General features: G+C 69.6%; 23 protein-coding genes. 14 read left to right on the top strand and 9 right to left on the bottom strand.

What is annotated here, in order from left to right:
• Positions 1 to 12: 12 nt before the first annotated feature.
• Positions 13 to 486 carry a (2Fe-2S)-binding protein gene (locus tag DA1_RS09730; RefSeq protein WP_012207419.1) on the bottom strand — a complete coding sequence of 158 codons (474 nt, stop codon included), beginning with the start codon at positions 484 to 486 and terminating at the stop codon, positions 13 to 15.
• Positions 487 to 766: 280 nt separating this feature from the next.
• On the opposite strand from DA1_RS09730, the gene DA1_RS09725 reads away from it, so the two are divergent.
• The 7 genes from DA1_RS09725 (at position 767) to DA1_RS09695 (ending at position 10,592) form a co-directional block, all read left to right on the top strand.
• Positions 767 to 1,615, top strand: a complete 849-nt coding sequence (locus DA1_RS09725; protein ID WP_051940991.1) for a helix-turn-helix transcriptional regulator — start codon at positions 767 to 769, stop codon at positions 1,613 to 1,615.
• Positions 1,616 to 1,721: 106 nt separating this feature from the next.
• Positions 1,722 to 3,923 (top strand): TonB-dependent siderophore receptor, encoded by a 2,202-nt coding sequence (locus DA1_RS09720; protein ID WP_034397045.1) that lies wholly within the window; start codon positions 1,722 to 1,724, stop codon positions 3,921 to 3,923.
• Between the two features lie 151 nt (positions 3,924 to 4,074).
• Positions 4,075 to 5,217: an ABC transporter substrate-binding protein gene (locus tag DA1_RS09715; RefSeq protein ID WP_051940989.1), complete on the top strand. Its 1,143-nt coding sequence runs from the start codon at positions 4,075 to 4,077 to the stop codon at positions 5,215 to 5,217.
• Complete coding sequence (locus DA1_RS09710; protein WP_062794115.1) at positions 5,214 to 6,305, top strand: FecCD family ABC transporter permease; 1,092 nt, start codon at positions 5,214 to 5,216, stop codon at positions 6,303 to 6,305. The genes DA1_RS09715 and DA1_RS09710 overlap by 4 nt, the downstream gene beginning before the upstream one ends.
• Positions 6,306 to 6,307: 2 nt before the next feature.
• Positions 6,308 to 7,135, top strand: a complete 828-nt coding sequence (locus tag DA1_RS09705; RefSeq protein WP_034397043.1) for an ABC transporter ATP-binding protein — start codon at positions 6,308 to 6,310, stop codon at positions 7,133 to 7,135.
• Entirely contained in the window at positions 7,132 to 8,874 is a 1,743-nt protein-coding gene (locus DA1_RS09700) for an ABC transporter ATP-binding protein (protein ID WP_034397042.1), read from the top strand. The genes DA1_RS09705 and DA1_RS09700 overlap by 4 nt, the downstream gene beginning before the upstream one ends.
• Positions 8,871 to 10,592 carry an ABC transporter ATP-binding protein gene (locus tag DA1_RS09695; RefSeq protein ID WP_034397041.1) on the top strand — a complete coding sequence of 574 codons (1,722 nt, stop codon included), beginning with the start codon at positions 8,871 to 8,873 and terminating at the stop codon, positions 10,590 to 10,592. Before DA1_RS09700 ends, DA1_RS09695 begins: the two co-directional genes overlap by 4 nt.
• 4 nt (positions 10,593 to 10,596) lie before the next feature.
• Here the strand turns inward: DA1_RS09695 and DA1_RS09690 are convergent, their stop codons facing one another.
• The 4 genes from DA1_RS09690 to DA1_RS09675 are packed head-to-tail and all read right to left on the bottom strand — an operon-like array spanning position 10,597 to position 14,830.
• Entirely contained in the window at positions 10,597 to 11,844 is a 1,248-nt protein-coding gene (locus DA1_RS09690) for a c-type cytochrome (protein ID WP_034397040.1), read from the bottom strand.
• A gap of 12 nt (positions 11,845 to 11,856) precedes the next feature.
• Entirely contained in the window at positions 11,857 to 12,678 is an 822-nt protein-coding gene (locus DA1_RS09685; RefSeq protein ID WP_016450923.1) for an ABC transporter ATP-binding protein, read from the bottom strand.
• On the bottom strand, positions 12,672 to 13,727 hold the full coding sequence (locus DA1_RS09680; protein WP_034397039.1) for an ABC transporter permease: 1,056 nt from the start codon (positions 13,725 to 13,727) through the stop codon (positions 12,672 to 12,674). The genes DA1_RS09685 and DA1_RS09680 overlap by 7 nt, the downstream gene beginning before the upstream one ends.
• The gene (locus DA1_RS09675; RefSeq protein ID WP_034397038.1) at positions 13,724 to 14,830 is read right to left on the bottom strand and encodes an ABC transporter substrate-binding protein; all 1,107 of its coding nucleotides are present in this window, start codon (positions 14,828 to 14,830) and stop codon (positions 13,724 to 13,726) included. Before DA1_RS09675 ends, DA1_RS09680 begins: the two co-directional genes overlap by 4 nt.
• Before the next feature lie 218 nt (positions 14,831 to 15,048).
• Between DA1_RS09675 and DA1_RS09670 the strand changes: the two genes are divergently transcribed.
• The 7 genes from DA1_RS09670 (at position 15,049) to DA1_RS09640 (ending at position 21,830) form a co-directional block, all read left to right on the top strand.
• The gene (locus tag DA1_RS09670; RefSeq protein WP_034397037.1) at positions 15,049 to 16,440 is read left to right on the top strand and encodes an O-acetylhomoserine aminocarboxypropyltransferase/cysteine synthase family protein; all 1,392 of its coding nucleotides are present in this window, start codon (positions 15,049 to 15,051) and stop codon (positions 16,438 to 16,440) included.
• A gap of 35 nt (positions 16,441 to 16,475) precedes the next feature.
• Entirely contained in the window at positions 16,476 to 17,579 is a 1,104-nt protein-coding gene (locus DA1_RS09665) for an isopenicillin N synthase family dioxygenase (RefSeq protein WP_034397036.1), read from the top strand.
• A 19-nt stretch (positions 17,580 to 17,598) separates the two neighbouring features.
• Positions 17,599 to 18,411 (top strand): MetQ/NlpA family ABC transporter substrate-binding protein, encoded by an 813-nt coding sequence (locus DA1_RS09660; RefSeq protein WP_034397035.1) that lies wholly within the window; start codon positions 17,599 to 17,601, stop codon positions 18,409 to 18,411.
• A 13-nt stretch (positions 18,412 to 18,424) separates the two neighbouring features.
• Positions 18,425 to 19,561 (top strand): methionine ABC transporter ATP-binding protein, encoded by a 1,137-nt coding sequence (locus tag DA1_RS09655; RefSeq protein ID WP_034397034.1) that lies wholly within the window; start codon positions 18,425 to 18,427, stop codon positions 19,559 to 19,561.
• A complete protein-coding gene (locus DA1_RS09650; protein ID WP_013800725.1) occupies positions 19,539 to 20,204 on the top strand; it encodes a methionine ABC transporter permease in 666 nt (221 codons plus the stop codon). The genes DA1_RS09655 and DA1_RS09650 overlap by 23 nt, the downstream gene beginning before the upstream one ends.
• A gap of 111 nt (positions 20,205 to 20,315) precedes the next feature.
• Positions 20,316 to 20,804, top strand: coding sequence for a VOC family protein (locus DA1_RS09645; RefSeq protein ID WP_174549379.1), 489 nt, complete (start codon positions 20,316 to 20,318; stop codon positions 20,802 to 20,804).
• Positions 20,805 to 20,891: 87 nt separating this feature from the next.
• The gene (locus tag DA1_RS09640) at positions 20,892 to 21,830 is read left to right on the top strand and encodes a CysB family HTH-type transcriptional regulator (protein ID WP_013800726.1); all 939 of its coding nucleotides are present in this window, start codon (positions 20,892 to 20,894) and stop codon (positions 21,828 to 21,830) included.
• Between the two features lie 20 nt (positions 21,831 to 21,850).
• Here DA1_RS09640 and DA1_RS09635 read toward each other — a convergent pair whose 3' ends face one another.
• The 4 genes from DA1_RS09635 to pncB all read right to left on the bottom strand — a co-directional run bounded on the left by DA1_RS09635 (position 21,851) and on the right by pncB (position 26,509).
• Positions 21,851 to 22,342, bottom strand: coding sequence for a GNAT family N-acetyltransferase (locus DA1_RS09635; RefSeq protein WP_034397032.1), 492 nt, complete (start codon positions 22,340 to 22,342; stop codon positions 21,851 to 21,853).
• 72 nt (positions 22,343 to 22,414) lie between these two features.
• The gene (locus tag DA1_RS09630; protein ID WP_034397031.1) at positions 22,415 to 23,533 is read right to left on the bottom strand and encodes a bifunctional nicotinamide-nucleotide adenylyltransferase/Nudix hydroxylase; all 1,119 of its coding nucleotides are present in this window, start codon (positions 23,531 to 23,533) and stop codon (positions 22,415 to 22,417) included.
• 46 nt (positions 23,534 to 23,579) lie between these two features.
• Entirely contained in the window at positions 23,580 to 25,280 is a 1,701-nt protein-coding gene (locus DA1_RS09625; protein ID WP_034397030.1) for an NAD+ synthase, read from the bottom strand.
• A gap of 29 nt (positions 25,281 to 25,309) precedes the next feature.
• Positions 25,310 to 26,509 (bottom strand): nicotinate phosphoribosyltransferase, encoded by a 1,200-nt coding sequence (pncB, locus tag DA1_RS09620; RefSeq protein ID WP_012207404.1) that lies wholly within the window; start codon positions 26,507 to 26,509, stop codon positions 25,310 to 25,312.
• Between the last annotated feature and the right edge of the window lie 27 nt (positions 26,510 to 26,536).

Below are 26,536 nucleotides of genomic sequence, written 5' to 3'. Positions count from 1 at the left end.
GGCGTTCTCCGTTCAGCCCAGGGTGCGCGCGGCATCGGCCACGGCCGTGCGGATGCGTGCATAGGTTCCACAGCGGCAGATGTTGCCGGCCATGGCCGCGTCTATCTCCTCGCCGCTGGGCTTCTTGCCCTTGGGCAGCGACTTGAGGAAGGCCGTGGCGCTCATGATCTGCCCGCTCTGGCAGTAGCCGCACTGGGCCACGTCGTGGCGCACCCAGGCATCGCGCACGGCGGTGCCCACGCGGTCGGAGCCCGAGGTCATGGCCTCGATGGTGGTGATCTTCTGGCCCGCGGCCGCCGAGATCGGCGTCACGCAGGAACGTATGGCCTGGCCATTCATGTGCACCGTGCAGGCGCCGCACAGCGCCGCACCGCAGCCGAACTTGGTGCCGGTCATCTCCAGCGTGTCGCGCAGAGCCCACAGAATGGGCGTCTCGGGGTCCAGGTCCATGGAAACGGTCTTGCCGTTGATGGTGAGATCGGTCATCGCAGTCTCTCCTTGTTGTGGGTCAGTCAGGCAGGGGTGGGGTCCCCGCAGTAGTGTCGTGCGCAGCTGCGGCCCATGGAAGCCGGGCGCCGTCGAGGCGCGAATATAGAAAGAGGCCTTGCTTGCAACTAGTCCTGATTTGCTTGATGCATTGGCAAGTGCAAGTTGCGAATGGGATGGCGATGGTCCATCCCGGTCCGGGGCCAAGGGGCGAGCGCCTGCAATGGCGGGATCATTGGCCGTATGATTTGAGAATAATTCTCATTCATAGATTTGCAACGTGTTCCAGTGGAATTCCAGATTCGACAACCAGCTGTGCCTGGCGGCCGGCTGCCGCATGACGCAGGAGCCTGTGGAGGTCCGCGCGCCGGTGTTCCAGGGCCTGCAGATCATCGTGGCCCTCAACAGCAAGGTGCAGGCCGGGGTCAACGGCCGTCTGATGGAGGTGTCCGATGCCGGGGTCTACCTGGTGCTGGCCACGGGCCTGCATGAGGGACTGGACCGCTATGAATCCCACAGCCTGCAGCGCTATGTGCGCATAGGCTTTGACGCCGAGGCGGCGGAGCGCCAGGGCTTCGGGCTCGATCTCATAGCGCGCAGCGGCCACCACTGCTTCAACGACAACGATCTGCTGGTATTGCGCCAGGGGCTGTCGGCCACGGCGCGTGCGCTGGCCACACAGATTCTGGTCTGTCCCTATCAGGGGCCCATGCGTGATCTGTTCCTCAATGCCAAGAGCCTGGAACTGTCGGCTGCCGTGCTGCAGCAGTGCCTGCCGGCGGCGGGCGCGCAGGGGGCTGGCGCCGAGCTGTCACGCGCCGATGTGGAGCGGCTTTGGCATGCGCGCGAGGTGGCCACGGCGCACGCTCGCAGTCCCCTGTCGCTGGCCGAGCTGGCGCGCGAGGCCGGCATCAACGAGCGCAAGCTCACGGCCGGCTTTCGCCAGCTGTTCGGCATGAGCGTGTTCGAGCACCTGCAGCAGCACAGGCTGGAGCAGGCCTACGGCCTGCTGACTTCCGGCGGCTGCTCGGTCACGCAGGTGGCGCTGGAGGTGGGCTACAGCATTGCGCATTTCTCGACGGCCTTTCGCAAGCGCTTCGGCATCGTGCCCAGCGAGTTGCTGCGCTGAGCCGTCTCCGGCGGGCGAAAGCCAAACTCCGGCCAGCGAAAGCGGCGAGCCTTCCTCTTGCCTACAGTCGAATGCAATTGATTTTCATTTGCTTCGAGAGGGTTGAATGTCGCTGCCAGATTCTGCGGACCGGGATGCCGGCCCGCCCCGTTTTTCCATCACATCGATCGCACTGGCCGTTTGCGTCCTGGGCCAGTGCGCCCTGGCCCGGGCGGCCGAGGAAAGGCTGCCGGAGGTGCAGGTCACGGGCCAGGCGGTCAAGGACCGGCCCACCGAGCTGACGGGTGGCTACGCGGCCCCGGGCGTCTCGGTGGGAACCAAGCTGCCTGCCACGCTCAGGGAGACGCCGCATTCGGTCTCCGTCATCACGCGCCAGCAGATCGAGGACCAGAACCTGCACACGCTGGACGAGATCATGGCGCAGACCCCCGGCGTGACTGTGGACCTGTCGGGCACGGGCGTCATTCCGGCCTTCTATGCGCGCGGCTATCCCATCGAGTACTTCCAGTACGACGGCCTTCCCGTGCAGACAGGCGGCGCTTCCTGGAGCCAGCCTGACATGGTGATGTTCGACCATGTGGAGACGCTGCGCGGCGCTGCGGGCCTGTTCAATGGCGCGGGCCAGCCCGGCGGCGTGATCAATCTGGTGCGCAAGCGCCCCACGGGCGACCGGCGCTTCACGGGCTCGCTGGGCCTGGGCTCCTGGAATGCGGCCCGTGCCGAGATCGACTACAGCACCCCACTGAACGCCGATGGGTCGGTGCGTGCCCGCCTGGCGGCCGCGCACGACCAGCGCGATTCCCATGTGCGCTATGCCAGCAGCCGGCGCGATTCGCTGTACGGCATCGTCGAGGCCGACCTGGGATCGGCCACCACCGTCTCCTTGGGCGCCGGCCACCAGACGCGCGACTGGGTGCCGCCCATGATGGGCGTGCCGCGCTACGCCGACGGCGGCGACCTGGGGCTGGCACGCAGCACCTTCCTGAGCACGCCCTGGACGCACTGGGACTTCGAGGCCACCCAGGTCTTCGCCGACCTCAGCCATTCCATCAATGCAGACTGGCAGTTCAAGCTGGCGGCGGTCTCCGACCGCGAGTCCAGCGCGCTCAAGTACGCCTATGTCTCGGGCGCGGTGGACCGCGCCACGGGACTGGGTCCTCGCCTGATGGGTGGCGCCAATGACTACGGCAACGAACAGCTGTCGCTGGACGCCATGCTCAGCGGGGCCTGGCAGGCCTGGGGCCGGCGCCACGAGGTGGTGCTGGGCGCCAACTGGTACGACCGCGACGCGCGCTCGCAAGGCGGCAGCCTCCCGGGCTTTGGCGGCATTCCCGTCAATGTGTTCGACTTCGACCCGGCCGCCTACGCCGATCCGGGCGCCGTGCAGTGGACATCGGACTCGCGATCGCGCACGCGCCAGTACGGCATCTATGGCGCCGCGCGGCTGAAGCTGGCCGATCCGCTGACCCTGCTGCTGGGCGGTCGCTGGAGCTGGTGGCGCACCGACTCCGTCAACCAGCGCACGGGCGCGCAGACGGCGGACTACCGGCAGGACGGCCGCTTCACGCCCTACGCGGGCCTGGTCTTCGATCTGGACTCCCGCTGGTCGCTCTACACCAGCTATGCCGACATCTTCCGCGTGCAGAGCAACTACCGGGGCGAGGATGGCGGCGGACTGCCGCCCGTGGTCGGCGCCAACTACGAGGCCGGCATCAAGGGCTCGCTCAACGATGGCCGGCTGCAGGTGGCGCTGGCGGCCTTCCGCATCGTGGAGAGCAACCGCGCCGTGGCCGTGTCGCCCGTCATCGTGGACAGCTGCTGCTACGCCGCGCAGGGCAAGGTGCAGAGCCAGGGCTTCGACGCCGAGCTGGCGGGACAGATCGCCCCGGGCTGGCAAGCCATGGCCGGCTACACCTACAACACCAGCGAATACAAGCGCGATCCCAGCTATCAGGGCCAGTCCTTCAGGACCTTCAGTCCCCGGCATCTGCTGCGGCTGTGGACCACATACCGGCTGCCGGGCGCGCTCAACGCCTGGGATGTGGGCGGCGGCATCAACGTCCAAAGTGGCACCTACAGCGAGGGCGGCAAGCCCCTTGTTCGAGCCACCCAGGGCGGCTACGCCACGGCCAGCCTGCGCGTGGGCTACCGCATCAGCCCGCAGTGGAGTGCGGCGCTGAACGTCAGCAACCTGTTCGACCGCAGCTACTACACGCGCCTGGGCAGCGGCGGATTCGGGCCGGCCAACTTCGGCAATGTCTATGGCGAGCCGCGCAATGTGCAGGTGAGCTTGCGCGGCCGGTTTTGAACCCCTGAGCCGCTTTGCGGCGTCTCCCTGAGGGAGACGGCAGCCTTGCTGCGGGGCGTTGCGGCCGGCTCAGGCCCTTGCTTGCTGTCCCAGGCTTTGGGGCGCGCCGGTTGCATTGGGTATGCCGGCAACGACTGAGAGAAGAAAACATATGCAAATACAGACAGGAATGCGGCGCGGGTTGCGCGCTGCGGTGGCGGCGCTGACGCTTTGGAGTGGGCTGGCCCAGGCCTTGACCGTGACGGACATGGCGGGGCGCAGCGTGCAGGTGCCGGACCGCGTGCAGCGCGTGCTGTTGGGCGAGGGGCGCATGGTCTACACCATGGCCCTGCTGGAAGGCCGGCAGGCGGTGGAGCGCGTGGCGGGTTGGCAGGGGGATTTCCGCCTGCTCGATACCCAGGGCTATGCGGCTTTCTCCAAGGCCTTTCCTGCCATGGAGAAACTGCCGCTGGTCGGCGGCGCCACGCCCGAAAGTTTCAACGTGGAACAGGCCCTGGCCGTGCGTCCCGACGTGGCCTTCATGGCCGTCTCGGGCGGTCACGGGCCCGCGCCCGACAGCGAGGCCGTGCGCCAGCTGCAGGCGGCGGGCGTGCCCGTGGTCTTTGTGGATTTCAGCCAGCATCCGCTGACCCATACCGCGCCCAGCCTGCGCCTGATGGGCCAGGTGCTGGGCCGCCAGCAGCGCGCCGAGGACTTCATCGCCTTCTACGAGCAGCGCATCGAGCGCGTGCGCCAGCGTGTCGCGGCGGCGCGCAGGAAGGACGGATTCCAGCGGCCCGCCATCTTCATCGACATGCTGGCCGGTCTGCGCGACTGCTGCGGCTCGCCGGGCAAGGGCAATTTCGGGGAAATGGTGGAGCTGGCCGGTGGCGACAACATCGGCGCCGGTCGCATTCCCGGTCCCATCGGTACGCTGAACCTCGAATATGTGCTGTCGCGCGATCCTGCCGTCTATGTGGCCACGGGCGTCTTCGCCAGTGGCCAGGGCGGCGTGACGCTGGGCTACCAGGCCACGCCTGCCCAGGCACAGTCCAGCCTGGCGACGGTGGCGCAGCGTGCCCAAACGCGCGAGCTGTCCGCCGTCCGAAAGGGGCGCGTGCACGGCCTGTGGCACATCTTCTACGACTCGCCGGAGCATGTGATTGCCGTCGAGGCGCTGGCCAAGTGGCTGCATCCCGAACTCTTTGCCGACATCGACCCGCTGCGCACGCGGCGTGAGCTGTACGAGCGTTTCATGCCGATTCCGATGACCGGCGTGCTGCTGACCGACCTGCCTTCCGGGGCCGGCCGATGAGCGCGGCCATTGAGGCCAGTGCCGTGGCGGCAGAGACGGGCGCTGCGGCGGCCGGTGCCGCGCAGCGCTACCGCCGCCGCCATGCCCGCCACGGGCTGGTGCTGGCACTGCTGGCCCTGGCGCTGCTGGCCAGCCTGGCACTGGACGTGGCCACCGGCCCGTCGGGCATGGGGCTGGCACGGCTGTGGCAGGTGCTGGGAGATCCGGGCAGCGTGTCGCGCGTGGAGGCCGTCATCGTCTGGAACGTGCGCCTGCCCTATGCGCTGATGGCCGTGCTGGTGGGTGCGGCGCTGGCGCTGGCTGGCGCGGAGATGCAGACCGTGCTGGCCAATGCGCTGGCCAGCCCGTTCACGCTGGGCGTGTCGGCGGCCGCCGCCTTTGGCGCGGCCCTGGCCATCGTGCTGGGACTGGGCGTGCCGGGCGTGCCGGCGCAGTACGTGGTGTCTCTCAACGCCTTCCTCTTCGCGCTGCTGTCGGTGGGCCTGCTGTACGGGCTGGCCATGTGGCGCGGATTTGGCGTGCAAAGCCTGGTGCTGTTCGGCATCGCCCTGGTGTTCAGCTTCAACGCCCTGGTGGCACTGCTGCAGTTCGTGGCCGACCAGAACACCTTGCAGCAGCTGGTCTTCTGGACCCTGGGCAGCCTGGCACGCGCCTCCTGGGACCGGATTGCCGTCATGGCCGCCGTGCTGGCGCTGTGCCTGCCCTGGTCCTGGAGCCAGAGCTGGTCGCTGACCGCGCTCACGCTGGGCGAGGACCGCGCGCGCAGCCTGGGCGTGCCGGTCACGGCGCTGAGAGGCTGGGCGCTGCTGCGTATCAGCCTGCTGTCGGGCGTGGCCGTCTCCTTCGTGGGCACCATAGGATTCGTGGGGCTGATCGCACCGCACATCGCGCGCATGCTGGTGGGCGACGATCACCGCGTGCTGCTGCCGGCCTCGGCGCTGGCGGGGGCACTGATCCTGTCCATGGCCTCGGTGGCCAGCAAGACGCTGATCGAGGGCGTGCTGGTGCCCGTGGGCATCGTGACCTCGCTGGTGGGCATTCCCTTTTTCATGGCCATCGTTGCCCGCACGGGCCGGCAGGAGCGCTGAGCATGCCATTCCGCAACGCGCTGCATGTCAGCGATGTGCACATGGGCTATGGCGCAGCACCCGTGCTGCGCGGTGCCACTCTGGGGCCCTTGGCTGCGGGTTCGGTCAATGCGCTGGTGGGGCCCAATGGCGCAGGCAAATCCACGCTGCTGCGCGGCATTGCAGGCTTGCAACGCATGCGTGGCGAGGTGCGCCTGGGCACGGCGCTGCTGTCTTCCCAGCCGCCGGTGCAACGCGCGCGCCAGGTAGTCTATGTACCCCAAAGCCTGCCCGAGCGCTCGCGACTGGCGGTGTTCGAGTCCGTGCTCAGCGCGGCCATGGCCGGCGAGCCCGCACAGGCGGCCCGTGGCTGGCCGTTGGCCGGCACGCATGAGGCCGAGACCGCCGTGGAGCAGGTGCTGCAGCGCCTGGAGCTGACGGCCCTGGCCGACCGGCCGCTGGCTGCGCTGTCGGGTGGCCAGCGCCAGATGGTGGGTCTGGCCCAGGCCCTGGTGCGCCGTCCGCGCCTGCTGCTGCTCGACGAGCCGACCAGCGCCCTGGACCTCTACCACCAGCACCGCGTGCTGGACGTGGTGACCGAGATCGCACACGAGCGGCAACTGGTGGTGCTGGCCGTGCTGCACGACATCAACCTGGCCATGGGCTGGGCAGACCGGATCATGGTGCTGGACCAGGGCCGCGTGGTGCGTGCCGGCAGCCCTGTCGAGGTGGTGGACAGCGCCCTGCTGCACGAGGTCTACCGCGTGCAGGCTGTCGTGGAAACGGTCAACGGCCGGCGTCTGGTCGCCGTGAGGCACGCGCTGGGCGGCCGTGGGCAGGAGCCGTCATGAGCACCTCGCTGGAACGTTGGATGGTGTCGCGCTCGCGCGCGCAGCTGGCGGCCACGGTGGCCTGCGGGCTGCTGGCCCAGGCCATGCTGGTGGTGCACGCGCTGTGCCTTGCTCGACTGCTGGCCCAGGCCATGGAGGGGGCGTCGCTGCATCCCTGGCTGGCGATCGGTCTGGCGGCCCTGGTGCTGCGCGGCGTCCTGGTGTGGCTGGAAGAGTGGTGGGCGCAGCAGGTGGGCATGCGCACGCGCGCCGTGCTGCGCGAACGCCTGCTGGCCCGGTTGATGCGCCTGGGGCCGGCCTGGGCTGCGGCCCGCCCCACGGGTGAGCTGCAGGCCACGCTGGTTGCGGCTGTCGATGCCGTGCAGGTTCATGCCAGCCGCCACGTTCCCGGCCTGCTGGGAGCCGTGCTCGGCTGCGCGCTGGCGCTGGGCTCCCTGGCCTGGGTGGACGCGGGCTGCGCGCTGCTGCTGGCCGTGTTCGTGCTGGGCCAGCCGCTGCTGGACCGGCTGTGGCTGCGCCGGCACATGCCAGGGGCCAGCGGCGTCATGGCGGCCCTGGCTGCCTTTGGGGCGCAGCTGCTGGACAGCCTGCGCGGCATGGAGACGCTATGGGCCTTTGGCGCCTCGGCGCGCTGGCGCATGCGTCTGGCCGAACAGGCCGCCCGCCTGCGTGCCGAGTCCATGCACACGCTGCGCGCCACCTTGCTGCGCACCGGCCTGACGCGTTTCGTTGGCCTGGCCGGCATGGCCAGTGTCCTGGGGTGGGGCAGCTGGCAACTGAGCCAGGGCCGGCTGGATGCGGCATCGCTGCTGGCCGTGCTGCTGCTGTCGCGTGAGGCCTTCAGGCCGCTGGAGCGGCTGGAGAAAGCCTTTCATGCGGCCTGGGCCGCGCGCGACGGCCTGCATGCCATCGACGCGCTGCTGCACGCGCCGCTGCCCGTGCCTGAGCCGCAGCGGCCCGGACCTGCTCCTGCAGACGGCCGCATCTCGCTGAGCGGGGTGTGCTTTTCCCATGACCGGGGGCAGGAACCGGGGCGGCCCGAGGTGCTGCGCGGGCTGGACCTGGATATCGCCGATGGTGAATGGGTGGCGCTGGTGGGGCCTTCGGGCGTCGGCAAGTCCACGCTGCTGTCGCTGCTGTGGCGTGCCGCCGATCCCCGGCGCGGCATGGTCTGCCTGGGCGGCCGGGACCTGCGGGAGCTGAGCCTGGCGCAGTTGCGCTCCAGGGTCGCCCTGGTCGCCCAGGACACACTGCTGTTCAGCGGCAGCCTGGAGGACAACCTGCGCATGGCCAGCCCCCAGGCCTGCCTCCGCGACATCGAGGCTGTCCTGCGTGATGTGCAACTGGCCGATCTGGTGGACAGCCTGCCCCGAGGCCTGCAGACCGAGGTGGGCGAATTCGGCGCGCACCTGTCGGGCGGGCAGCGCCAGCGGCTGGCCCTGGCGCGTGCCTTGCTCAGGCGTACGCCCGTGCTGCTGCTGGACGAGCCCACATCCAGCGCAGATCCACGCACGGAGCAGGCCTTGCTGCAGGTGTTGCGGCCATTGCGGGGCCGCCGCACTCTCGTCATGGCCGCGCAACGCCTGGAGACGGCGCGCGAGGCGGACCGCATCGTGGTATTGGAAAACGGCCGGGTGGCCGAACAGGGCACGCACGATGATCTGCTGCGCCGCGGCGGCCGCTATGCACGGCTCTGGGCGGCGTCGCAGGCCAACAGGATGACGGAGGAGGCCGCATGATCCGCGATGAACCCAGCAGCTGGGCCGGCCTGCTGGCGCCGGTGGCGTCGCACAAGCGCCTGCTGGCAGCGGCGTTGCTGGCCGCCGCGCTGGCGCAGGCTACCGTGGTCGGCGCCTGGGTGCTGGTTGCCTGGATTGCCGGACAGGCCGCCATGGGCGCGCCGTGGACTGCGCTGCAACCGGCACTTGGTGCATTGGCCTTGACGGCGCTGGTGGCCGCGCTCAGCCAATGGTGGCAGACCCATGCCTCCCATGCGCTGGCGTTTGCGTTGATAGAAACACTGCAGCTGGGCATCTACGACGGGCTGGAGCGGGGCGCAGGCAATGCGGCCGGCCCGCAGCGCAGCGGCGACATCGCCGCCACCGCCACGGCCGACGCCGAGCTGATGGAGCACTTCTACGCCCACATGCTGGGCGAGCTGTCCGGCGCCCTGTGCGTGCCGCTGGCGGCGCTGGGCCTGCTGGCCCGGCTGCATCCGCTGCTCGCCCTGGCCTGGCTGCCCTTTGTTGCCTTGCCGGTGCTGGTGTCCTGGTGGCTGGCCGGCAAGGCGCAGCGGCAGGCCAGGGCGCTGGCAGCGGCCCAGGGCGAACTCAATGCCGATGTGGTGGAAGGCCTGCGCGGGCTGCGTGAACTGGCGCTGCTGGAGGCCGGGCCGCACTGGCTGGCACGCATGCGTGCCAAGGCTGCGGCGCTGTCCCCGCAGGTGCGCAGGCATGCGTCGCTTGCTGCGGGCCAACTGGCCACCGCGGACCCGCTGCCGGCCGTGTCGGCCCTGGCCATGGCTGCCGTGGCCGCCTGGCTGCTGGACCAGGGGCATATCGATGCCGCTTGGCTGCCGGCCGTGGTGGTGCTGGCCGGCATGGCGCTGGCGCCGCTGGCCGAAGTGGCGCAGGCCGCGCGCAGGCTGGGCGATGTGAAGGCTGGTGCCGACCGCATCGTGCAACTGCTGCGCCAGCCCCGGCGCATTGCGGACAGCGGAACCCGTGAGGCGCCGGCCACGGCGTCGCTGGACTTCTGCGGTGTGCATTGGCAGCGTGGCGGCGTACCCGTGCTGCGCGGACTGGACCTGTCCCTGCGGCCTGGCGAAATGGTGGCCCTGGCCGGCGCGTCCGGCGCCGGAAAAAGCAGCTGCGTGCAGCTGTTGCAACGCCTGGGCGAGCCCGACGCCGGCAGCCTGCGCATGGGCGGCATGGACATCCGTGAATTGCCGCTGGCCGTGCTGCGGCAGCAACTTGCCGTGGTCCGCCAGGAGGTGCATTTGTTCGACATCTCCATCGCCGACAACATCCGCCTGGGCCGGCCTGACGCCGGCGATGACGAGGTACAGCAGGCCGCCATGCTGGCGCAGGCCCATGGCTTCATCAGCGGGCTGCCGCAAGGCCATGCCACGCGCTGTGGCGAACAAGGAATGCGCCTGTCGGGTGGCCAGCGCCAGCGCATCGCCCTGGCGCGCGCGCTGCTGACCGGTGCCCCCGTGCTGGTGCTGGACGAGGCTTCCTCACATCTCGACAGCGAAAGCGAGCAAGCCCTGCTGCGTGCGCTTGACGCCTTGCGCGAGCACCGTACCGTGCTGCTCATCGCCCACCGGCCCGCCATGCTGGCCCGCGCCGACCGCGTGGTCCTGCTGGAGGGCGGCCGCATCGTGGAGCAGGGCACCCACCGGGAGTTGCTCGCGCGCCAGGGCGCCTATGCCAGCCTGATGGCGGCGGATGGCTGATCCCTCAGTGCACAAACCCACCCTTGATGAACCGCACGGGTTCGGCATCCATGCGAGCGATCAGGGCCCCGAGGCCGTCGGATGAGCCGTCGGGTGAGCCATCGGACGGGCCATCGGACGGGCCGGCGGTTGCCGCAGCGGCCGTCGTCGCCTCGACCGTCGTCCTCGCGGGCGTGTCCGTGCGGCAGACCAGGTCGTCCTCCGACCAGCCCTGGGCGCCCGGACGCGATAGCGCGCGCAGCCAGCCGCTGCGGTCGCCCAGCCATTGCATGCCCTGCAGCTGCTCCGAGCCGCTGAGCAGCGCCATGGCCTGCCAGGCGCGCGGGTCGTTGACGGTGCAGTCCAGGGCGCTGGCGGCGCGGTTGCCGCCATCGGGCGACAGCTGCAGGCTGACCAGGCGCGGGTCTTCCTGCACCGGGCCGCTGCCTGCCACCACCCTCAGCCGCTGCTGGCGGCTTTGCCAGGTGCTCAGGCGGCGTGCGGGCTGGCCTGCGCACTGCACGGCCATGTCGGGAAGGCCCACGGGATAGGGCCAGTTGCCGGCGATCTGCAGCATCTGGCCTGCGGCGCGGGCCTTCATGAAGTCGATCAGGGCCCAGGCGTCGTCGCTGGACAGCCGGTCGGCTTGGCCGTGTGCCCGTGCGCCGTCGTCAGACTCCACGGGGCGGCGGTCATGAAGAATGGCCCAGAGCAATTCCCCATCGGCGCGGCGCCACAGCAGCGGGCTGGTGAAGTTGGGGGGCCAGACCGGCTGGCTGGCGGCCAGCGGGCCGTGGCCCCGGCCATCGGCACCGTGGCAGGCCGTGCAGTGCTGGGCATAGACGGCGCCGCCGCGCGCAATGCTCTCCACGCTGAAGCCCGTGGGCGAGGCATGGAAGCTGGTGGCATGCGCGGGCACCAGGATCAGGTCGGCACGCGGCCAGGGGGCCAGCAGCAGGGCGAGCGCGGCCAGCGCGGTCAGCACCAGGGCCGGCAGGCGGATGCGGCGCAGAACCAGGACCAGCACCAGGGCCAGCAACAGCAAAACGATGGCGGTGGCCACGGCCGCCAGCGACCACAGCAGGCCCCGGGCCTGGCCCAGGTCGATCACCAGGTTTTCGCCGGACAGGCGCAGGGCCCAGGGCCAGGCGGGCTGCCCATCCACCGTGCCGGCCAGGCCCAGGCCGTGCAGCAGCTGCAGCAGGCCGACCTGGGCCTGCTGCATGGCGCCGATCAAGGGGTTGAGCCAGTCGGGGGAGTCGCTGCGTTGCATCGGAGGCGGGCGCTACCAGGTCTGGTCCAGGCCCAGGTGGCGCAGGGCCTCGTGGCGCAGCTCGGACAGGCGGGCGTGGCCGCGCTGGCGCGGGTAGGGCAGGTCCACATCGATCTCGGCCACGATGCGGGCGGGCCGCTGGCTGAAGACCAGCACGCGGTGGGCCAGGAAGAGGGCCTCTTCCACATCGTGCGTGACCAGCAGCACGGAAAAGCCTGCGCGCTGCCAGATCTTGAGGATCTCGCTTTGCATGGCCAGCCGCGTCAGCGAGTCGAGCTTGCCCAGCGGCTCGTCCAGGATCAGCAGGCGCGGGTCGTTGACCAGGGCGCGCGCCAGGGCCGCGCGCTGGGCCATGCCGCCCGACAGCTGGTGGGGATGGCTGTCCGCGAAATCCTCCAGCCCCACCAGGCGCAGGGCCTCGTCGATGCGGTGGGCCTGGCTGTCCAGCAGGCCGCGTGCCTGCAGGCCCAGGGCCACGTTGCCGCGCACCGTGCGCCAGGGAAACAGCGTGGGGTCCTGGAAGACGACGATGCGCGAGGGATCGGGCTCGGTGATGGCCGTGCCGTCCTGCGCCACGGCGCCGGCCGTGGGCGCGTCCAGCCCGGCCACCAGGCGCAGCAGCGTGGACTTGCCGCAGCCGCTGGGGCCCAGCAGGGCGACGAACTCGCCGGGCCGCACCTGCAGGCTGACCTCGTCGAGCACCTGCAGCGCGCCCTGTCCCTGGCCGAACCAGTGGCTGACGGCCTGCACATCGATGGCCGCGCCGGCTAGGGCCGCCCCTGCGATGGCGGGCGTGGCTGCGGCGTTGGCGGCGTGTTCTGCGGCAATCACCATTTGACGGTTCCCTTCTGCCACGACAACGTGCGGTCGCGCACGGTGAACAGCAGCGTGATCAGGCCCGAGCACAGCACGGCCATGACCAGCAGCGCCGTGTACATGTTGGCGTAGGCTGCCCAGCCCTGGGCCCACTGCAGATACCAGCCCAGGCCGGCCTTGACGCCCATCATCTCGGCCGTGATCAGCACCGAGAACGAGGCGCCCAGCCCCATGAACAGGCCCACGAAGACCTGGGGCAGGGCGGCCGGGATGGCCACGCGCAGCACCAGGAACCAGGGCGATGCGCCCAGCGTGCGCGCCACGTCGTAGTAGCTCTTGCTGACCGATGCCACGCCCGACCAGGTCAGCACGGCCACCGGAAAGAACGTGGCCAGCGCCACCAGGAACACGGCTGCCGAGTAGCTGGACGGCGCGAAGAAAAAGGCCAGCGGCAGCAGGGCCGAGGCCGGCACCGGCCCCAGGAAGCGCAGCAGCGGATGCACCCAGTAGCCCGCGATGCGCGACCAGCCTATCCACACGCCCGTGAGAAACCCGATCACCGCGCCGAACACGATGCCGTTGAGCAGCAGCCGCAGCGAATACAGCGTGGACAGGCCCAGGCGCTGCCAGTCCTCATGGACCACGTCGATCAGGCTTTGCGGCGGTGCGAAGAACGGCGGCGGCAGCGCGCCGAGCTTGGCCGTAAGCGTCTCCCACAGCGCCAGCAGCAGCGGCGCGGCCACCAGCCAGGCACCGGCCGGGCGCAGCCAGCGGTCGATGCGCCGTGCTGCCCGTACGGGTCGCACAGGCAGCGCGGCCGATGCCAGCAGCAAAAGGGCCACGACCAGGGCGGCAATGCCGAATTCCTGCGTGAATGCCCATTCGCTGAAGCCGATCTCCTTGTTGGGCCACAGCAGGGTCAGCATGCCCAGGCCGGCCCAGGCGGCGGCGGCCAGCAGGCCAGTGCGCCAGGGGCCGGCCTTGCGCGTGCCCTGCGCCTGTTCCCGCTCCAGGCCGGGTGCGGCATCCGTGGCGCCCAGGCGCCAGCGTGGTCTTGCGGTGCTCATGCGAGGACGTCCAGCGTGATGTGGCTGGCAAAGCGGCCAGGGTCGGTCTGCTTCTTGAGCACGCCGGCCGTGCGGAAGTCGGCCGCAAAGGCCTGGACCTCGTCGCGCAGCGGCTTGCCGTGCGGATGGTGCTTGAAGGTCAGCTCGGCCAGCAGGCGCTGCAGGTCCTCGACGGGCACCTTGGGCGAGTACTTGGCAAAGATCTTCGCCGTTTCGTTGGGGTTCTCGGCGATGTAGTCCGAGGCCTGGGTCAGCGCGCGCACCACGCTGGCCGCTGCGGGCTTGTTGGCCCGGGCGAACTTTGCGCCTGCGCCGATCACGCAGCAAATGCTTTCGGCGTACTCGTTCTTGGCGCTGTTGCCCAGTTCGAGGAAGGTGCCGGGGTTGCGCTTTTCGATCAGGTAGAGATTGGGGTCGCCGTCGGCAATGGCCTGGATCTCGCCTTTTTTCGCGGCCACATCCAGCAGGTCGGCCGGGTAGACGCGCCATTCGATGTCCTTGTCCACATCCAGGCCGCGCTTGGCCAGGTGGATGGAATAGAACTGCTTGGCCGGGCTGTTGAGATCGGCCACGCCGATGGTCTTGCCCTTGAGCGTCCTGGGGTCCAGCGTGACGCCGGCCGACTTCAGGCCCACCAGGCGCAGGCAGCCGCCGTGCACGCTGCCGATGAGCTTGACATCCAGCCCCGCCTCCAGCGGCTTGATCCAGCGGTGGATCAGGCCCGCGCCCGCATCGGCCTTGCCCGTGGCCAGCGCCTCCAGCAACTGGTCGGCCGAGCCGCCCCAGTTCAGCAGTTCCACGTCCAGGCCGTTGCGCTCGAAGAAGCCGCGCTCCAGCGCCACGGGAATGGGCGAATGGCAGAAGCTGGCCTGGCTCCAGGCAAAGGTGATCTTCTGGCGCGGCTGCGCCCCGGCGCGGCCGCTGAACCAGGCGGCCGATCCCAGCGCGCCGGCTGCGGCGCCGGCGCGGATCAGGGTGCGGCGCGAGAGCGAGGGCTCGGTCGCCTCGGGAGCATCGAGCGCCCCGAAAGCACCGCAATCGGCGCCATGGGCGCAGCGGCTGTCCTGGGTCCTGTCGATCTCGGTCTGGGTCTTGCGGGTCATGGAACTCCCTCCAAAGCAGTTTCGGGACTGCCGATGCTGTCCGCTGAGTGCCGTGTTTCCAACGACGCAAAACGCGCATCCATATGTGCGTGGCAACTAGGAAAGCAGCGGCTCGGCGACATGCGCAAACCGAATAAGCGAACGCGTTTTTCTTCGTAGTGCGCAGGGCGCGGGCTTCGAATAATGGGCTGCATCGACCACTCATACGGAGTCCATGCATGACCTCAGCGACCGGCACCGAGTCCGCCCCGCACGACGCAGCCAGCGATGCGCTGTGGCAGCAGGACACCCAGGCCCTGCACGCCGGCTACCGGGGGCGAGAGCAGCAGCGCAGCGCGGCCGTGCCCATCTACCAGAGCACCTCCTTCGTGTTCGACAGCGCCCAGCACGGCGCCAACCTGTTCGGCCTGGTGGAGGAGGGCGATGTGTACTCGCGCACGGCCAACCCCACGCTGGCGGTGCTGGAGCAGCGCATTGCGGCACTCGAAGGCGGCGTGGCCGCGCTGGCCCTGGCCTCGGGCATGGCCGCCATCGACGTGGCGCTGGCCACGCTGGCCAGTGCGGGCGACCATGTGGTCGTGGCCTCGCAGCTGTATGGCGGCACGCACAACTTCATCGCCCATGTGCTGGCCTCGCGCGGCGTGCAGAGCACGGCCGTGGCCAAGGATGATTTCCAGGCGTTGCACCGGGCGATAGGGCCGCGCACCAAGGCCGTGTTCGTGGAGTCCGTGGGCAATCCATCGGGCGGCATTGCCGACCTGCGCCAGCTGGCCGATATCAGCCATGCGGCGGGCGTGGCGCTGGTGGTGGACAACACCGTGGCTTCGCCGCTGCTGCTGCGGCCCTTCGACTGGGGCGCCGACATCGTCGTGCATTCGGCCACCAAGGCCATCGGCGGACACGGCAATGTGCTGGGCGGGCTGATCGTGGACAGCGGCCGCTTCGACTGGGTGGCACACGCGGGGCGCTACCCGCAGTTCAGCGCGCCCGAGCCGGCCTACCAGGGCTTTGTCTTCACCGAGAAATTTCCCGACCGCGCCTTCATCGCGCGGGCCCGTGCCGTGCTGCTGCGCAACTGCGGCGCGGCGCTGGCGCCGCACAGCGCCTTCCTGCTGCTGCAGGGGCTGGAGACACTGGGCCTGCGCCAGGAGCGCGCCAGCCGCAACACGCTGGCCGTGATCGATTTCCTGCAGCGCCATCCGCTGGTGGAGCGCATACACCACGCCAGCCAGAGCGGCCACGCCGACCACGCGCTGGCCCTGCGCCAGCTGCGCGGCGGGCATGTGCCGGCGCTGCTGGGCTTCGAGCTGCGCGGCGGCCGGCCGGCGGCGCGCGCCTTCTATGACGCGCTGCGCCTGTTCCTGCGCCTGGTCAACATCGGCGACAGCAAGTCGCTGGCCGCCATTCCTGCCGAGACCACGCACAGCCTGCTCAGCGACGAGGAACTGGCGCGCGTGGGCATTGCGCCCGGGCTGGTGCGCCTGTCCATCGGCATAGAGCATCCGCAGGACCTGCTGGCCGATCTGGAACAGGCGCTGGACCATGCGGTGTTGGCTGCAGAACGCGAACAAGACCGCGAACAAGACCGCGATCAGCGCCTGGCGGCCTGAGCGTCCCTTCCTTCCCACTTCCCTGGCAGCACAGCATGAGCACCTTGACAGCATCCACTCTCGACGCGCCCGCCGCCACAGCGGCAACCCCGGCCCTGCCCGTCATCGATCTGCAGGCCCTGCGCGACCCGGCCACGCAGGCCCAGGCGCTGCGCCAGCTGGCGCGCACGGCACGCGACACCGGCTTCTTCTACCTGGAAGGGCACGGCATAGACCGGGACGCATGGCTGGGCATACAGCGGCGCGCGCGCGAATTCTTTGCGCAGCCGCTGGCGGACAAGCAGGCGCTGGCCATTGCCAACACGCGGCACTTCCGGGGCTATACGGCCGTGGGCATGGAGATCACGCGCCAGCGGCCCGACCAGCGCGAGCAGATCGACCTGGGCGAGGAATCGCCCGAGATTCCCGCAGGCCCCGGCGTGCCGGACTGGAAGGGGCTGCAAGGCCCCAACCAGTGGCCGCAGGCCCTGCCCGGGTTCCGCGAGGAGGTGCTGGCCTGGCAGGCGGCAGCGCATGGCGTGGCGCTGGAGCTGCTGCGCCACTTCGTGGCCGCGCTGCAGCTGCCCGAGGGCGCGCTGGACGCCCTGGTCAGCGGTCTGCCTGCGCACCGCATCAAGATCATCCACTACCCGGGCAGCGAGCTGGGCGCAGCAGGCCAGGGCGTGGGCGCGCACAAGGACGGCGGCCTGCTGACCCTGCTGCTGCAGGACGAGGTGGGCGGGCTGCAGGTGGAGACGCCGGCCGGCTGGGTCGATGTGCCGCCGCGCGACGGGGCCTTCGTCATCAACATCGGCGAGATGCTGGAGCTGGCCACCAACGGCTATCTGCGCGCCAACGTGCATCGCGTGCTGGTGCCGCGCGCGGGCGTGCAGCGCTACTCCATCGCCTACTTCCTGGCGCCGCGCCTGGACCTGGGCCAGGTGCCGCTGCTGACCCTGCCGCCCGAGCTGGCCGTGCTGGCCACGGGGCCGCAGAGCGACCCGGACAACCCGCTGTTCAGCCATGTGGGCGAGAACGCGCTCAAGGGCCGCGTGCGCTCCCACCTGGATGTGGCCCAGCGCTTCTATCCCGAGCATTTCGCCCGCCTGCAGGCCCAGGCCCGCGCGGCCGGCCGTGAGTTGCACCCTGGTGCCTATTGATTCTTGAAAGGACTGTGCGATGGACAAGCGAGTATTTCTGCGGGGACTGGCGGCGGGGGCCTCGGTGGCGGCGATGTCAGGCGCCATCCGCGCCGCGCAGGCCGGCCCGCTGCGCGTGGGCGTGCGCGGCGGCGTGGACGAGGAAATCTGGGAGGTGGTGACCCGCGTGGCGCGCGAGCAGGGGCTGCAGGTCAAGCCCGTGGTCATCAGCGGCGCGGCCAGCCCCAACGAGGCGCTGAACAACGGCGACATCGAGGCCAACTCCTTCCAGCATGTGCCGTTCCTGCGCGACCAGAACCAGCAGCGCGGCTACCGGCTGGTGGCGGCCGGCGACACCTACATCTCGCCCATCGCCTTCTATTCGAAAAAACACAAACGCCTGGCCGACCTGCCCGCTGGCGCACGCCTGGGCATTCCCAACGATCCCAGCAACCAGACGCGCGCGCTGGTGGTGCTGCAGGACCAGGGCATCCTGAAGCTGCGCGAGGGCTTCGACCCCTTCAAGGGCACGGCGGGCCTGGGCGACATCGCCAGCTACCAGAAGAAGGTGCAGCTGGTGGAGGCGGCCTCGGTGGTGCTGGCGCGCTCGCTGGACGATCTCGATGCCTCGGCCATCGTCAACAGCTTTGCCTACCAGGCGGGGCTGATCGCCACGCGCGATGGCATTGCCGTCGAAAGGCGCGAGCGCAATCCCTACGTGAACATCATTGCCGTGCACGAGCGCGACCGCGCTGCACCCTGGGTCGCGGCCCTGCTGCGCGCCTACCAGTCCGAGCCCGTGCGCCAGTTCATCGTGAGCAGGTACCAGGGCTCGGTGCTGCCGGCCTTCTGAGGCGTGTAAGGCAATGAAGGTGGAACAGGCGGCGGCCGGCGAGCCCCATGCAATCGATGCGCTGCAGCGGCCGCACATCGTCTTCGAGGGCGTGCGCAAGCACTACCCGGGCACGGGAAGGGGCGCGGGCGAGCCCGTGCACGCGCTGCAGGCGCTGAGCTTCGAGGTGGCGCGTGCCGAGGTGTTCGGCATCATCGGCCGCAGCGGCGCCGGCAAATCCACGCTGCTGCGCACCATCAATGCGCTGGAGCGGCCCAGCAGCGGCCGCGTGCTGGTGGACGGCACCGATGTCGCCACGCTGGACGAGGACGCGCTGGTGGCGCTGCGCCGGCGCATCGGCATGATCTTCCAGCACTTCAACCTCCTGTCCTCGCGCACGGTGTACGAGAACGTGGCCCTGCCGCTGCAGGCCGCGGGCTGGCGGCCCGCGCTCGTGCGCGCGCGGGTGGACGAGCTGCTGGCCCTGGTGGGGCTGGCGGACAAGAGCGGCGCCTATCCGGCCCAGCTCTCGGGCGGGCAAAAGCAGCGCGTGGGCATTGCGCGTGCCCTGGTGCACGAGCCCGAAATCCTGCTGTGCGACGAGGCCACCTCGGCCCTGGACCCCGAGACCACGCAGTCCATCCTGGAGCTGCTGCGCGAGATCAACCGCAAGCTGCAGCTGACCATCGTGCTCATCACGCACGACATGGCCGTGATCCGCGAAGTTTGCGACCGCGTGCTGGTGCTGGACCAGGGCAGGCTGCAGGAGATCGGCGAGGTCTGGCAGCTGTTTGCGGCACCGCGCTCGGAGGCAGCGCGTGCGCTGCTGCGGCCGCTGCGGCAGGCCTTGGCGGCGGACCTGGAACTGGTGGCGGCGGCCGATGGCCTGGAGGCCATCGCCGTGCTGGCCATCGGATGGGCCGACGGCGGCAGCCAGCAGGGCCTGCCGCTGGCGCAGCTCCAGGTGCTGGGCCCGCGTGCCCGTTTGCTGCAGGGTGGCCTGGACTGCATGCGCGGGCGTTCGCAGGGCCGCCTGCTGGTGGGCGTGCCGGTGCAGGATCTGCCGTCGTCGCTCTCCCCGCTCTCGCCGGACGCGCTGTCTTCCCTTCAACAGGCGCTGGGCGCCGATTCACTGCAACTGCTTGGCCATGTCCCTGCCCCCGCTCGATAAATACCTGCAGGCCTTTCTGGAAACCCTGCTGATGGCGGGCGCGTCCTCGCTGATCGCCATCGTTGCCGGGCTGGCGCTGGCCATCGTGCTGCACACCACGGCGCCGGGCGGGCTCTATGCCAGGCCGCGGCTGTACCGGGGGCTGTCGGCGGCGGTGAACATCGGCCGGGCCATTCCCTTCATCATCCTGCTGGTGGCCCTGCTGCCGGTAACGCGCGCCATCGTGGGCACCACGCTGGGCACCTGGGCGGCGGTGGTGCCGCTGTCGGCCAACCTGATCCCGTTCTTTGCGCGCATCGCCCAGGTCAGCCTGGGCGAGGTGGACGGCGGCCTGGTGGAGGCGGCGCGCGCCATGGGCCTGCGCCGCCCGCAGATCGTGCGCCAGGTGCTGCTGCCCGAGGCGCTGCCGGGCCTGATCGGCGGCATGACCGTGAGCGTGATCGCCATGGTCAATGCCTCGGCCATGGCGGGCGCCGTGGGGGCGGGCGGCCTGGGCGACCTGGCCATCCGCTACGGCTACGAGCGCTATGAGACGCGCGTGATGTTCGAGGTCATCGTCATCCTGGTGGCCCTGGTGTCGGTGCTGCAGTTCGGCGGCGAATGGCTGGCGCGCCGTGCCGACCACCGGCGTTCGATCTCTTGAGATGATTTGGAAATAACAGACTGAATTTTTATTATTTTTGGTTTTTTCGACTTGTCTCGACAATGGCCTGCAGCAGCATTCGGGCTGCTGATTCTTTTCCGAGACGCTTCGATGACCCACACCACACGCCCCGCCTGGCCTTCCCCTCTTGCCGGCCGCACTGCCATGAAGCCGGGCGTGGCCATCGTCTGTGGCGTCCACCATGTCCAGCTGTCCTTCCCGGCGCGCGCCCAGGCGGCCATGGAGCGCTTTTATGGCGAAGTGCTGGGCCTGTCTGCCCTGACCGTTGTCGGGCGTCCGGGCCTGAGCTTTCTGGCCGGCGGGCAGCGCATCGATCTGGTGCCCTACAAGGGGCAGTCCGGCGGCACTGAGCGCGCGGCGGGCAACCTGGTGCACCTGGCGCTGACGGTCAGCGACGTGGATGCTCTGCGCCAGCAGTTGCTGGTGCACGGCGGCCTGGCGCTGGAGGTGGCGCCCGTGAGCGAGGGCCGGCGCTGCTATGCGCGCGACCCCGCAGGCAATCTGATCGAGCTGCTGGAGCTGCCCCGCGAGGCAGCGGCCGATGCCCCGGACGAGCCGGCCGTGGCCTGTTCGGCCTGAAGCCTCTCGCCGTTCCCCTCTCTCTTTCCTTTCTGCTTTTGCCTTCCACAGGCCCGGGCCACACCGGCCCCGGGCGGAGCCTTGCCCATGAACTTCCAGCAACTGCGCTATGTGCGCGAAACCGTGCGCCGCGGCTACAGCCTGACCGAGGTGGCCCACACGCTGCACACATCCCAGCCCGGCGTGAGCCGTCAGATCCGCGAACTGGAGGAAGAACTGGGCGTGGAGATCTTCATCCGCGCAGGCAAGCGGCTGACCGGGCTGACGCCGCCCGGCGAGGCGCTGCTGCCCATCGTCGAGCGCCTGATGCTGGAGGCCGACAACCTGCGCCGCGTGGGCGCCGACTTCAGCGCCAGCGAGCAGGGCCGGCTGTCGATTGCCGCCACCCACTCCCAGGCCCGCTATGCGCTGCCCCATGTGGTGCGCGACTTCCGCCAGCGCTATCCGCAGGTGCGCCTGCACCTGCACCAGGGCTCGCCCGAGCAGGTGGCGCAGATGCTGCGCAGCGGCGAGGCCGACATCGGCGTGGCTACCGAGGCGCTGGCCGGCTATGAAGGCCTGGTCGCGCTGCCCTGCTACCGCTGGACGCACGGCGTGGTCGTGCCGCCGGGCCACCCGCTGCTGCAGTCGCAGCAGGCGCTGACGCTGGAGGCGCTGTCGCGCTTTCCCATCATCACCTACGAGCAGGGCTATACGGGCCGCGCCCACATCGACGAGGCCTTTGCGCGCGAGGGCCTGGAGCCCGACGTGGTGCTCACGGCCATGGACGCCGACGTGATCAAGACCTATGTGGAGCTGGACATGGGCGTGGGCATCGTCGCCTCGGTGGCGCTAGATGCCGAGCGCGACCAGGGCCTGCGCACGCTGGACGCCGGCCACCTGTTCGAGGTCAACACCACGCGGCTGGGCCTGCGCAAGGGCGCCTGGCTGCGCGGCTATGCCTATGCCTTCATCGAGACCTTCGTGCCCACGCTGACGCGCGAGGTGGTCGAGCAGGCCGTGCGCCAGGGCGTGGAGCCCGAGTAGGCAGACAAAGGGGGCCGGCCTCAGGCCGGCTCGCGCGCCATCTCCAGCAGGGTGTCGCCGGTCACGCGGTAGCGGATCCACTCGGTCTGGGGCAGGGCGCCCAGGCGGTCGTAGAACTCGATGGAGGGCAGGTTCCAGTCGAGCACGCTCCACTCGAAGCGGCCGCAGTCCTTCTCGACGGCGATCTGCGCCAGGCGGCGCAGCAGCGCCGTGCCCGCGCCCAGGCCGCGCGCCTCGGGCGTGACGTAGAGGTCTTCGAGGTACAGGCCGTGGCGGCCCTGCCAGGTCGAGTAATTGAAGAAGTAGACCGCAAAGCCCACGGGCTGGTCGCCATGCAGGCAGATCAGGCCGAAGACGGCGGGGTTGTCGGCAAACAGGGTGCGCTTCACATGCTCTGGCGTGGCCAGGACTTCATGCTCGGCTTTTTCATAGACGGCGAGTTCGCGCACGAAGCGGACGATAAGTTCGGCGTCATCGGGGGTGGCGGGTCGGATTTGTAGGGTGGTAGTCATTCAATCGCGGGGGAACACGGGAAGCCCGGAAAAACGGTATTGCGGCGCAAGATGGCGCCGCAATCTCCGGTTTTAGCCGATTTTCGCGCCCGTGTCCGCCAGGGGCTGTTGCACCGGAAGGGGCAGGAACTGGCGCAGGATCTGGAAATGGTCCTCGAAGAACGCGCTTTCCATGGCGGGCAGGTCGCAGACGGCCACCCAGCGCGCCAGTGCCGCATCGTCGCCGCCCTGCACGGGCGGCAGCGAGGGCAGCACGCCCAGGTCCAGGTAATGCACATGGGTGATGGTGCGCCCGCGCAGGCTGCGGTCGGGATGGTCGAAGACCTGCACGGACTGCAGGGCCGCCTGCAGGTCGGCCTCGCTGAGCGTGGAGCAGGTCTCCTCGCGCAACTCGCGCAGGCAGGACTGCCACAGCGTGTCGCGCGGCTCCAGGAAGCCGCCCGGCAGCGCCCACAGGCCCAGGCCCGGGGCATGGCCGCGGCGTATCAGCAGGATGTGGTCCTGTTGCGCGTCTTCGTGCGGCACGCGGCAGCGCAGCAGCGCATCCACGGTCACGAAGACGGGTGGGTAGGGCGCCGCAGCCCAGGCCTTGCGGTACCGGGCCAGCATGCGCCATTCCTCGCACATCTGCGCATGGACGGGCGTGGTGGCCCATTGACGCAGGAACTGCAGGGTGGCGGGCGGCACCTGGGCGGCCAGGGCTTCGAAGTCCACGCCGGATTCGCCGAAGTAGATGTCACGCAGCGGCGTGGCGTCGAACTGGCCCAGGCGCGGCAGGCTGATCAGCTGCCAGCGCGGAAAGCGCGCCAGGTAGCCGCTGGTCGCGTCCTTGAAATGGCCGACCAGGGCCACGCTGGCGCCTTCGGGCACGCAGGACTGCACGGCCTGCTGCACGGCCTGTACCCACAGCGGCTCGTTGTAGTAGTCGCGCACGGGCACGCAGTGCAGACGGGCCGCGTCCGCGGGCGGCAGCGCCTCGCGCAGCATCTGCGCGCGTTCCTGCCAGCTGAAGGGGTTCTTGGGATTGGGCGCCTGCCAGGCGCTGCCCAGCACGACGACGATCTGCTCGGCACGCTCCAGCGCCGCGCGCAGCAGTGCCATGTGGCCGTTGTGCAGCGGCTGGAAGCGCCCGATCAGCACGGCGGTGTGCACGCGCTCGCTGGTGGCCGGGGTTTCGGTGGGGGCGTCCATGGCAGCAGTCTCTTGCATAAACAGGCTCGGTGGCTTCACTCTGGCTTCATTCGTAGTGGGCGGCAATGGGCATCTGGCGCCCGGTACCGAAGGCGCGCGGGCGCACGCGCAGTATGGGCGGGGCCTGGCGGCGCTTGTACTCGCTGCGGAAGATCATGCGCTTGACGCGGTCAACCAGCTCGGCCCCGCCGGGTTGGTCCAGCAGCTGGGTCACAAAGCGCTCGGCCGTGCCGTATTCGGCGGTGGACAGGTGCCGGCCCTCGATGGCGTATTTGAGGATTTCGTCCAGCACCGCATAGGGCGGCAGGCTGTCCTCGTCCTTCTGGTCGGGCGCCAGCTCGGCCGAGGGCGGCTTGTCGATGATGGCCTGGGGAATCAGCTCTCGGCCCGCACTGTGGTTGATGTGGCGCGACAGCTCGAAGACCTCGGTCTTGTACAGATCGCCCAGCAGGCCCAGGCCGCCGTTGGTGTCGCCATACAGCGTGCAGTAGCCCACCGATATCTCGGACTTGTTGCCCGTGGTCAGCAGCAGGTGGCCGAAGGCGTTGGAGTACTCCATCAGCGTGGTGCCGCGGATGCGTGCCTGCAGGTTCTCCAGCGGCAGGCCCTGCAGCGGCTGGCCGAAGCTGGACTCGAACTGGCGCGCATAGCCGTCGACCAGCTCGCGGATCGGGTGCTCATGCAGCGTGATGCCCAGGTTGCGGCACAGGATCACCGAGTCATCCACCGAGCCGCTCGACGAAAAGCGCGAGGGCATGGTGACGGCCACCACGTTGTCCGCGCCCAGGGCCTCGGCCGCCAGGGCCAGGGTCAGCGCGCTGTCGATGCCGCCCGAGCTGCCGACCACCGCGCGCGTGAAGCCGCAGCGGCGCGCATAGTCGCGCAGGCCCAGCACGATCTGGCGGCGGTAGAACTCCATGGTGGGCAGGCCTTCGGCCGGCACGCTCATGCAGGGCTGGCCGGCCGCGTCGAGGAAGCGCCCATCGTCGAACTGCAGCGTGCGCAGGTCTTCGACAAAGCGCTCGGCCTCGAAGACCACGCCGCGCCCGGGCTCCACCGCGAAGGAGGCGCCGTCGAACACGATCTGGTCCTGGCCGCCGATCTGGTTCACGTAGAGGATGGGCAGGCCGTGGCGCGTGGCCGCCTGGCCAAAGATCTCGTGGCGCTGCTCGCGCTTGCCCAGGTGGCTGGGGCTGGCGTTGATGCTGACCACCAGGTCGGGGGCGGCGTCGGCCATGCGCGCGAAGGGGTTGGTGGCGTAGTCGGCACCGGCGTCGTTCCAGCCGTCCTCGCACACCAGAAAGCCCACCTGGGCCTGGCCTATGCGCAGCACCTTGGCCGCGTCGGGGCCGGGCTCGAAGTGGCGGCGCTCGTCGAAGATGTTGTAGGTGGGCAGCAACTGCTTGTCGTAGCGCAGGCGCACGGCGCCGTCCTTGAGCACCAGCAGGCTGTTGTGCAGTGGCTTGCCCGGCCCGCTGGCGCGCGTGGGCGCGCCGATGACCCAGTGCAATTGCGGCCACTGGCGCGTGGCCTGCAGCAGCTGCTGCAAGCCTTGCTCCAGGCGTTCGCGAAAGGCGGGCTCGTCCAGCAGGTCGCCAGGGTAGTAGCCGCACAGCGACAGCTCGGGAAAGACCAGCAGGTCGGCCTGCTCGTGCGCGGCGCGGGCAGCGGCCTCGGCCATGCGGGCAACGTTGCCGGCGATGTCGCCGACGGTGGGGTTGAGTTGGGCAATGGTGATGCGCAGCATGAATGGAGCCTTGGCGGTGTCAGGCGGTGTCAGACGGCGACAGGCTGGGCCAGGCCGAAGACCTGGCGCAGATAGGCCAGATAGGTTTCGTCGTTGCACAGCGTCTTGCCCGGCGAGTCCGAGATCTTGGCCACGGGCTGGCCGTTGGCGTGGGTGAGCTTCATCACGATGTTGATGGTCTCCAGCCCCATGTCGTTGGTCAGCCGCGTGCCGATGCCGAAGCCCAGCTGTATGCGGTCGGCAAAGCGCTGGTACAGGGCCAGGGCCGTGTCCAGGTCCAGTCCGTCGGAGAACACCAGGCGCTTGGCCTGCGGGTCTATGCGCAGCTTCTGGTAGTGGGCGATGGCCTTCTCGCCCCAGGCATACGGGTCGCCCGAGTCGTGCCGCAGCCCGTCGAAGAGCTTGGCGAAGTACATGTCGAAATCGGCCAGGAAGGCATCCATGCCCACGGTGTCGGTCAGGGCCACGCCCAGGTCGCCCCGGTACTCCTGCACCCAGTCCTCCAGCGCGGCGATCTGGAAGTCGCGCAGGCGCACGCCCTGGGCCTGGTAGCTCTGCAGGTACTCATGGGCCATGGTGCCTATGGGCACGATGCCGAAGTCGCGCGCCAGCAGCACGTTGGACGTGCCCTTGAACCACTGCGCCGTCTGAGTGGCAAAGGCCTGGACCACCTCGCGCTGCCAGGCGCCCGAGAAGCGCCGGCGCACGCCGAAGTCGAACAGCTCGAAGGGATTGCGCAGCCTGGCCTCGCAGGCCAGGTGGCGCAGGCGCTCGATCTTGCCGGCCAGGCGCCTGCGGCCTTCGGCCAGCGCCGCCTCGGCGTCGAAGCGCCGGAAATACAGCTCGTTGACGATGGCCAGCACATAGATCTCGAAGCCCATCACATGGACCTGGGGGCCCTTGGCCTCGATGTGCAGGGTGTCGCCATCGGCCCAGGCACGGATGAAGGCGCGCTGGAACTGGAAGATGCGCAGAAAGTCGATGAAGTCGCTCTTCATGAAGCGCAGCCCGCCCAGGTAGGCCAGGTCTTCGGGCGTGAAGCGCAGCGCGCACAGGGCGTCCAGCTCGCGCTCCACCTCGGGCAGCAGCTCGGCCAGCGGGAAGGCCGTCTTTGTGCGGCAGACGAATTCGTACTCGGCCTCGGTCTGGGGATTGCGGTGCAGCATGGCCTGCCACATCGTGAATTTGTAGAGATCGGTGTCGAGCAGGCTGGTGATGATGGGAGCCATGGTGCGATGCTGGAGAAACAGGAAAGG

Source organism: Delftia acidovorans NBRC 14950, from assembly GCF_001598795.1.
GTDB lineage: Bacteria > Pseudomonadota > Gammaproteobacteria > Burkholderiales > Burkholderiaceae_C > Comamonas > Comamonas acidovorans.
This window is presented reverse-complemented; position numbering and strand designations above follow the sequence as displayed.

Excerpts from the sequence above, each read along its gene's own strand:
- DA1_RS09635 (WP_034397032.1), bottom strand. The coding sequence starts at position 22,342 with ATGACTACCACCCTACAAATCCGACCCGCCACCCCCGATGACGCCGAA.
- DA1_RS09710 (WP_062794115.1), top strand. The coding sequence starts at position 5,214 with ATGAGCGCGGCCATTGAGGCCAGTGCCGTGGCGGCAGAGACGGGCGCT.
- DA1_RS09680 (WP_034397039.1), bottom strand. The coding sequence starts at position 13,727 with ATGAGCACCGCAAGACCACGCTGGCGCCTGGGCGCCACGGATGCCGCA.
- DA1_RS09655 (WP_034397034.1), top strand. The coding sequence starts at position 18,425 with ATGAAGGTGGAACAGGCGGCGGCCGGCGAGCCCCATGCAATCGATGCG.
- DA1_RS09625 (WP_034397030.1), bottom strand. The coding sequence starts at position 25,280 with ATGCTGCGCATCACCATTGCCCAACTCAACCCCACCGTCGGCGACATC.
- DA1_RS09630 (WP_034397031.1), bottom strand. The coding sequence starts at position 23,533 with ATGGACGCCCCCACCGAAACCCCGGCCACCAGCGAGCGCGTGCACACC.
- DA1_RS09715 (WP_051940989.1), top strand. The coding sequence starts at position 4,075 with ATGCAAATACAGACAGGAATGCGGCGCGGGTTGCGCGCTGCGGTGGCG.
- DA1_RS09665 (WP_034397036.1), top strand. The coding sequence starts at position 16,476 with ATGAGCACCTTGACAGCATCCACTCTCGACGCGCCCGCCGCCACAGCG.
- DA1_RS09695 (WP_034397041.1), top strand. The coding sequence starts at position 8,871 with ATGATCCGCGATGAACCCAGCAGCTGGGCCGGCCTGCTGGCGCCGGTG.
- DA1_RS09690 (WP_034397040.1), bottom strand. The coding sequence starts at position 11,844 with ATGCAACGCAGCGACTCCCCCGACTGGCTCAACCCCTTGATCGGCGCC.
- DA1_RS09675 (WP_034397038.1), bottom strand. The coding sequence starts at position 14,830 with ATGACCCGCAAGACCCAGACCGAGATCGACAGGACCCAGGACAGCCGC.
- DA1_RS09670 (WP_034397037.1), top strand. The coding sequence starts at position 15,049 with ATGACCTCAGCGACCGGCACCGAGTCCGCCCCGCACGACGCAGCCAGC.
- DA1_RS09730 (WP_012207419.1), bottom strand. The coding sequence starts at position 486 with ATGACCGATCTCACCATCAACGGCAAGACCGTTTCCATGGACCTGGAC.
- DA1_RS09660 (WP_034397035.1), top strand. The coding sequence starts at position 17,599 with ATGGACAAGCGAGTATTTCTGCGGGGACTGGCGGCGGGGGCCTCGGTG.
- DA1_RS09640 (WP_013800726.1), top strand. The coding sequence starts at position 20,892 with ATGAACTTCCAGCAACTGCGCTATGTGCGCGAAACCGTGCGCCGCGGC.
- DA1_RS09685 (WP_016450923.1), bottom strand. The coding sequence starts at position 12,678 with ATGGTGATTGCCGCAGAACACGCCGCCAACGCCGCAGCCACGCCCGCC.
- DA1_RS09650 (WP_013800725.1), top strand. The coding sequence starts at position 19,539 with ATGTCCCTGCCCCCGCTCGATAAATACCTGCAGGCCTTTCTGGAAACC.
- DA1_RS09645 (WP_174549379.1), top strand. The coding sequence starts at position 20,316 with ATGACCCACACCACACGCCCCGCCTGGCCTTCCCCTCTTGCCGGCCGC.
- DA1_RS09705 (WP_034397043.1), top strand. The coding sequence starts at position 6,308 with ATGCCATTCCGCAACGCGCTGCATGTCAGCGATGTGCACATGGGCTAT.
- DA1_RS09720 (WP_034397045.1), top strand. The coding sequence starts at position 1,722 with ATGTCGCTGCCAGATTCTGCGGACCGGGATGCCGGCCCGCCCCGTTTT.
- DA1_RS09700 (WP_034397042.1), top strand. The coding sequence starts at position 7,132 with ATGAGCACCTCGCTGGAACGTTGGATGGTGTCGCGCTCGCGCGCGCAG.
- pncB (WP_012207404.1), bottom strand. The coding sequence starts at position 26,509 with ATGGCTCCCATCATCACCAGCCTGCTCGACACCGATCTCTACAAATTC.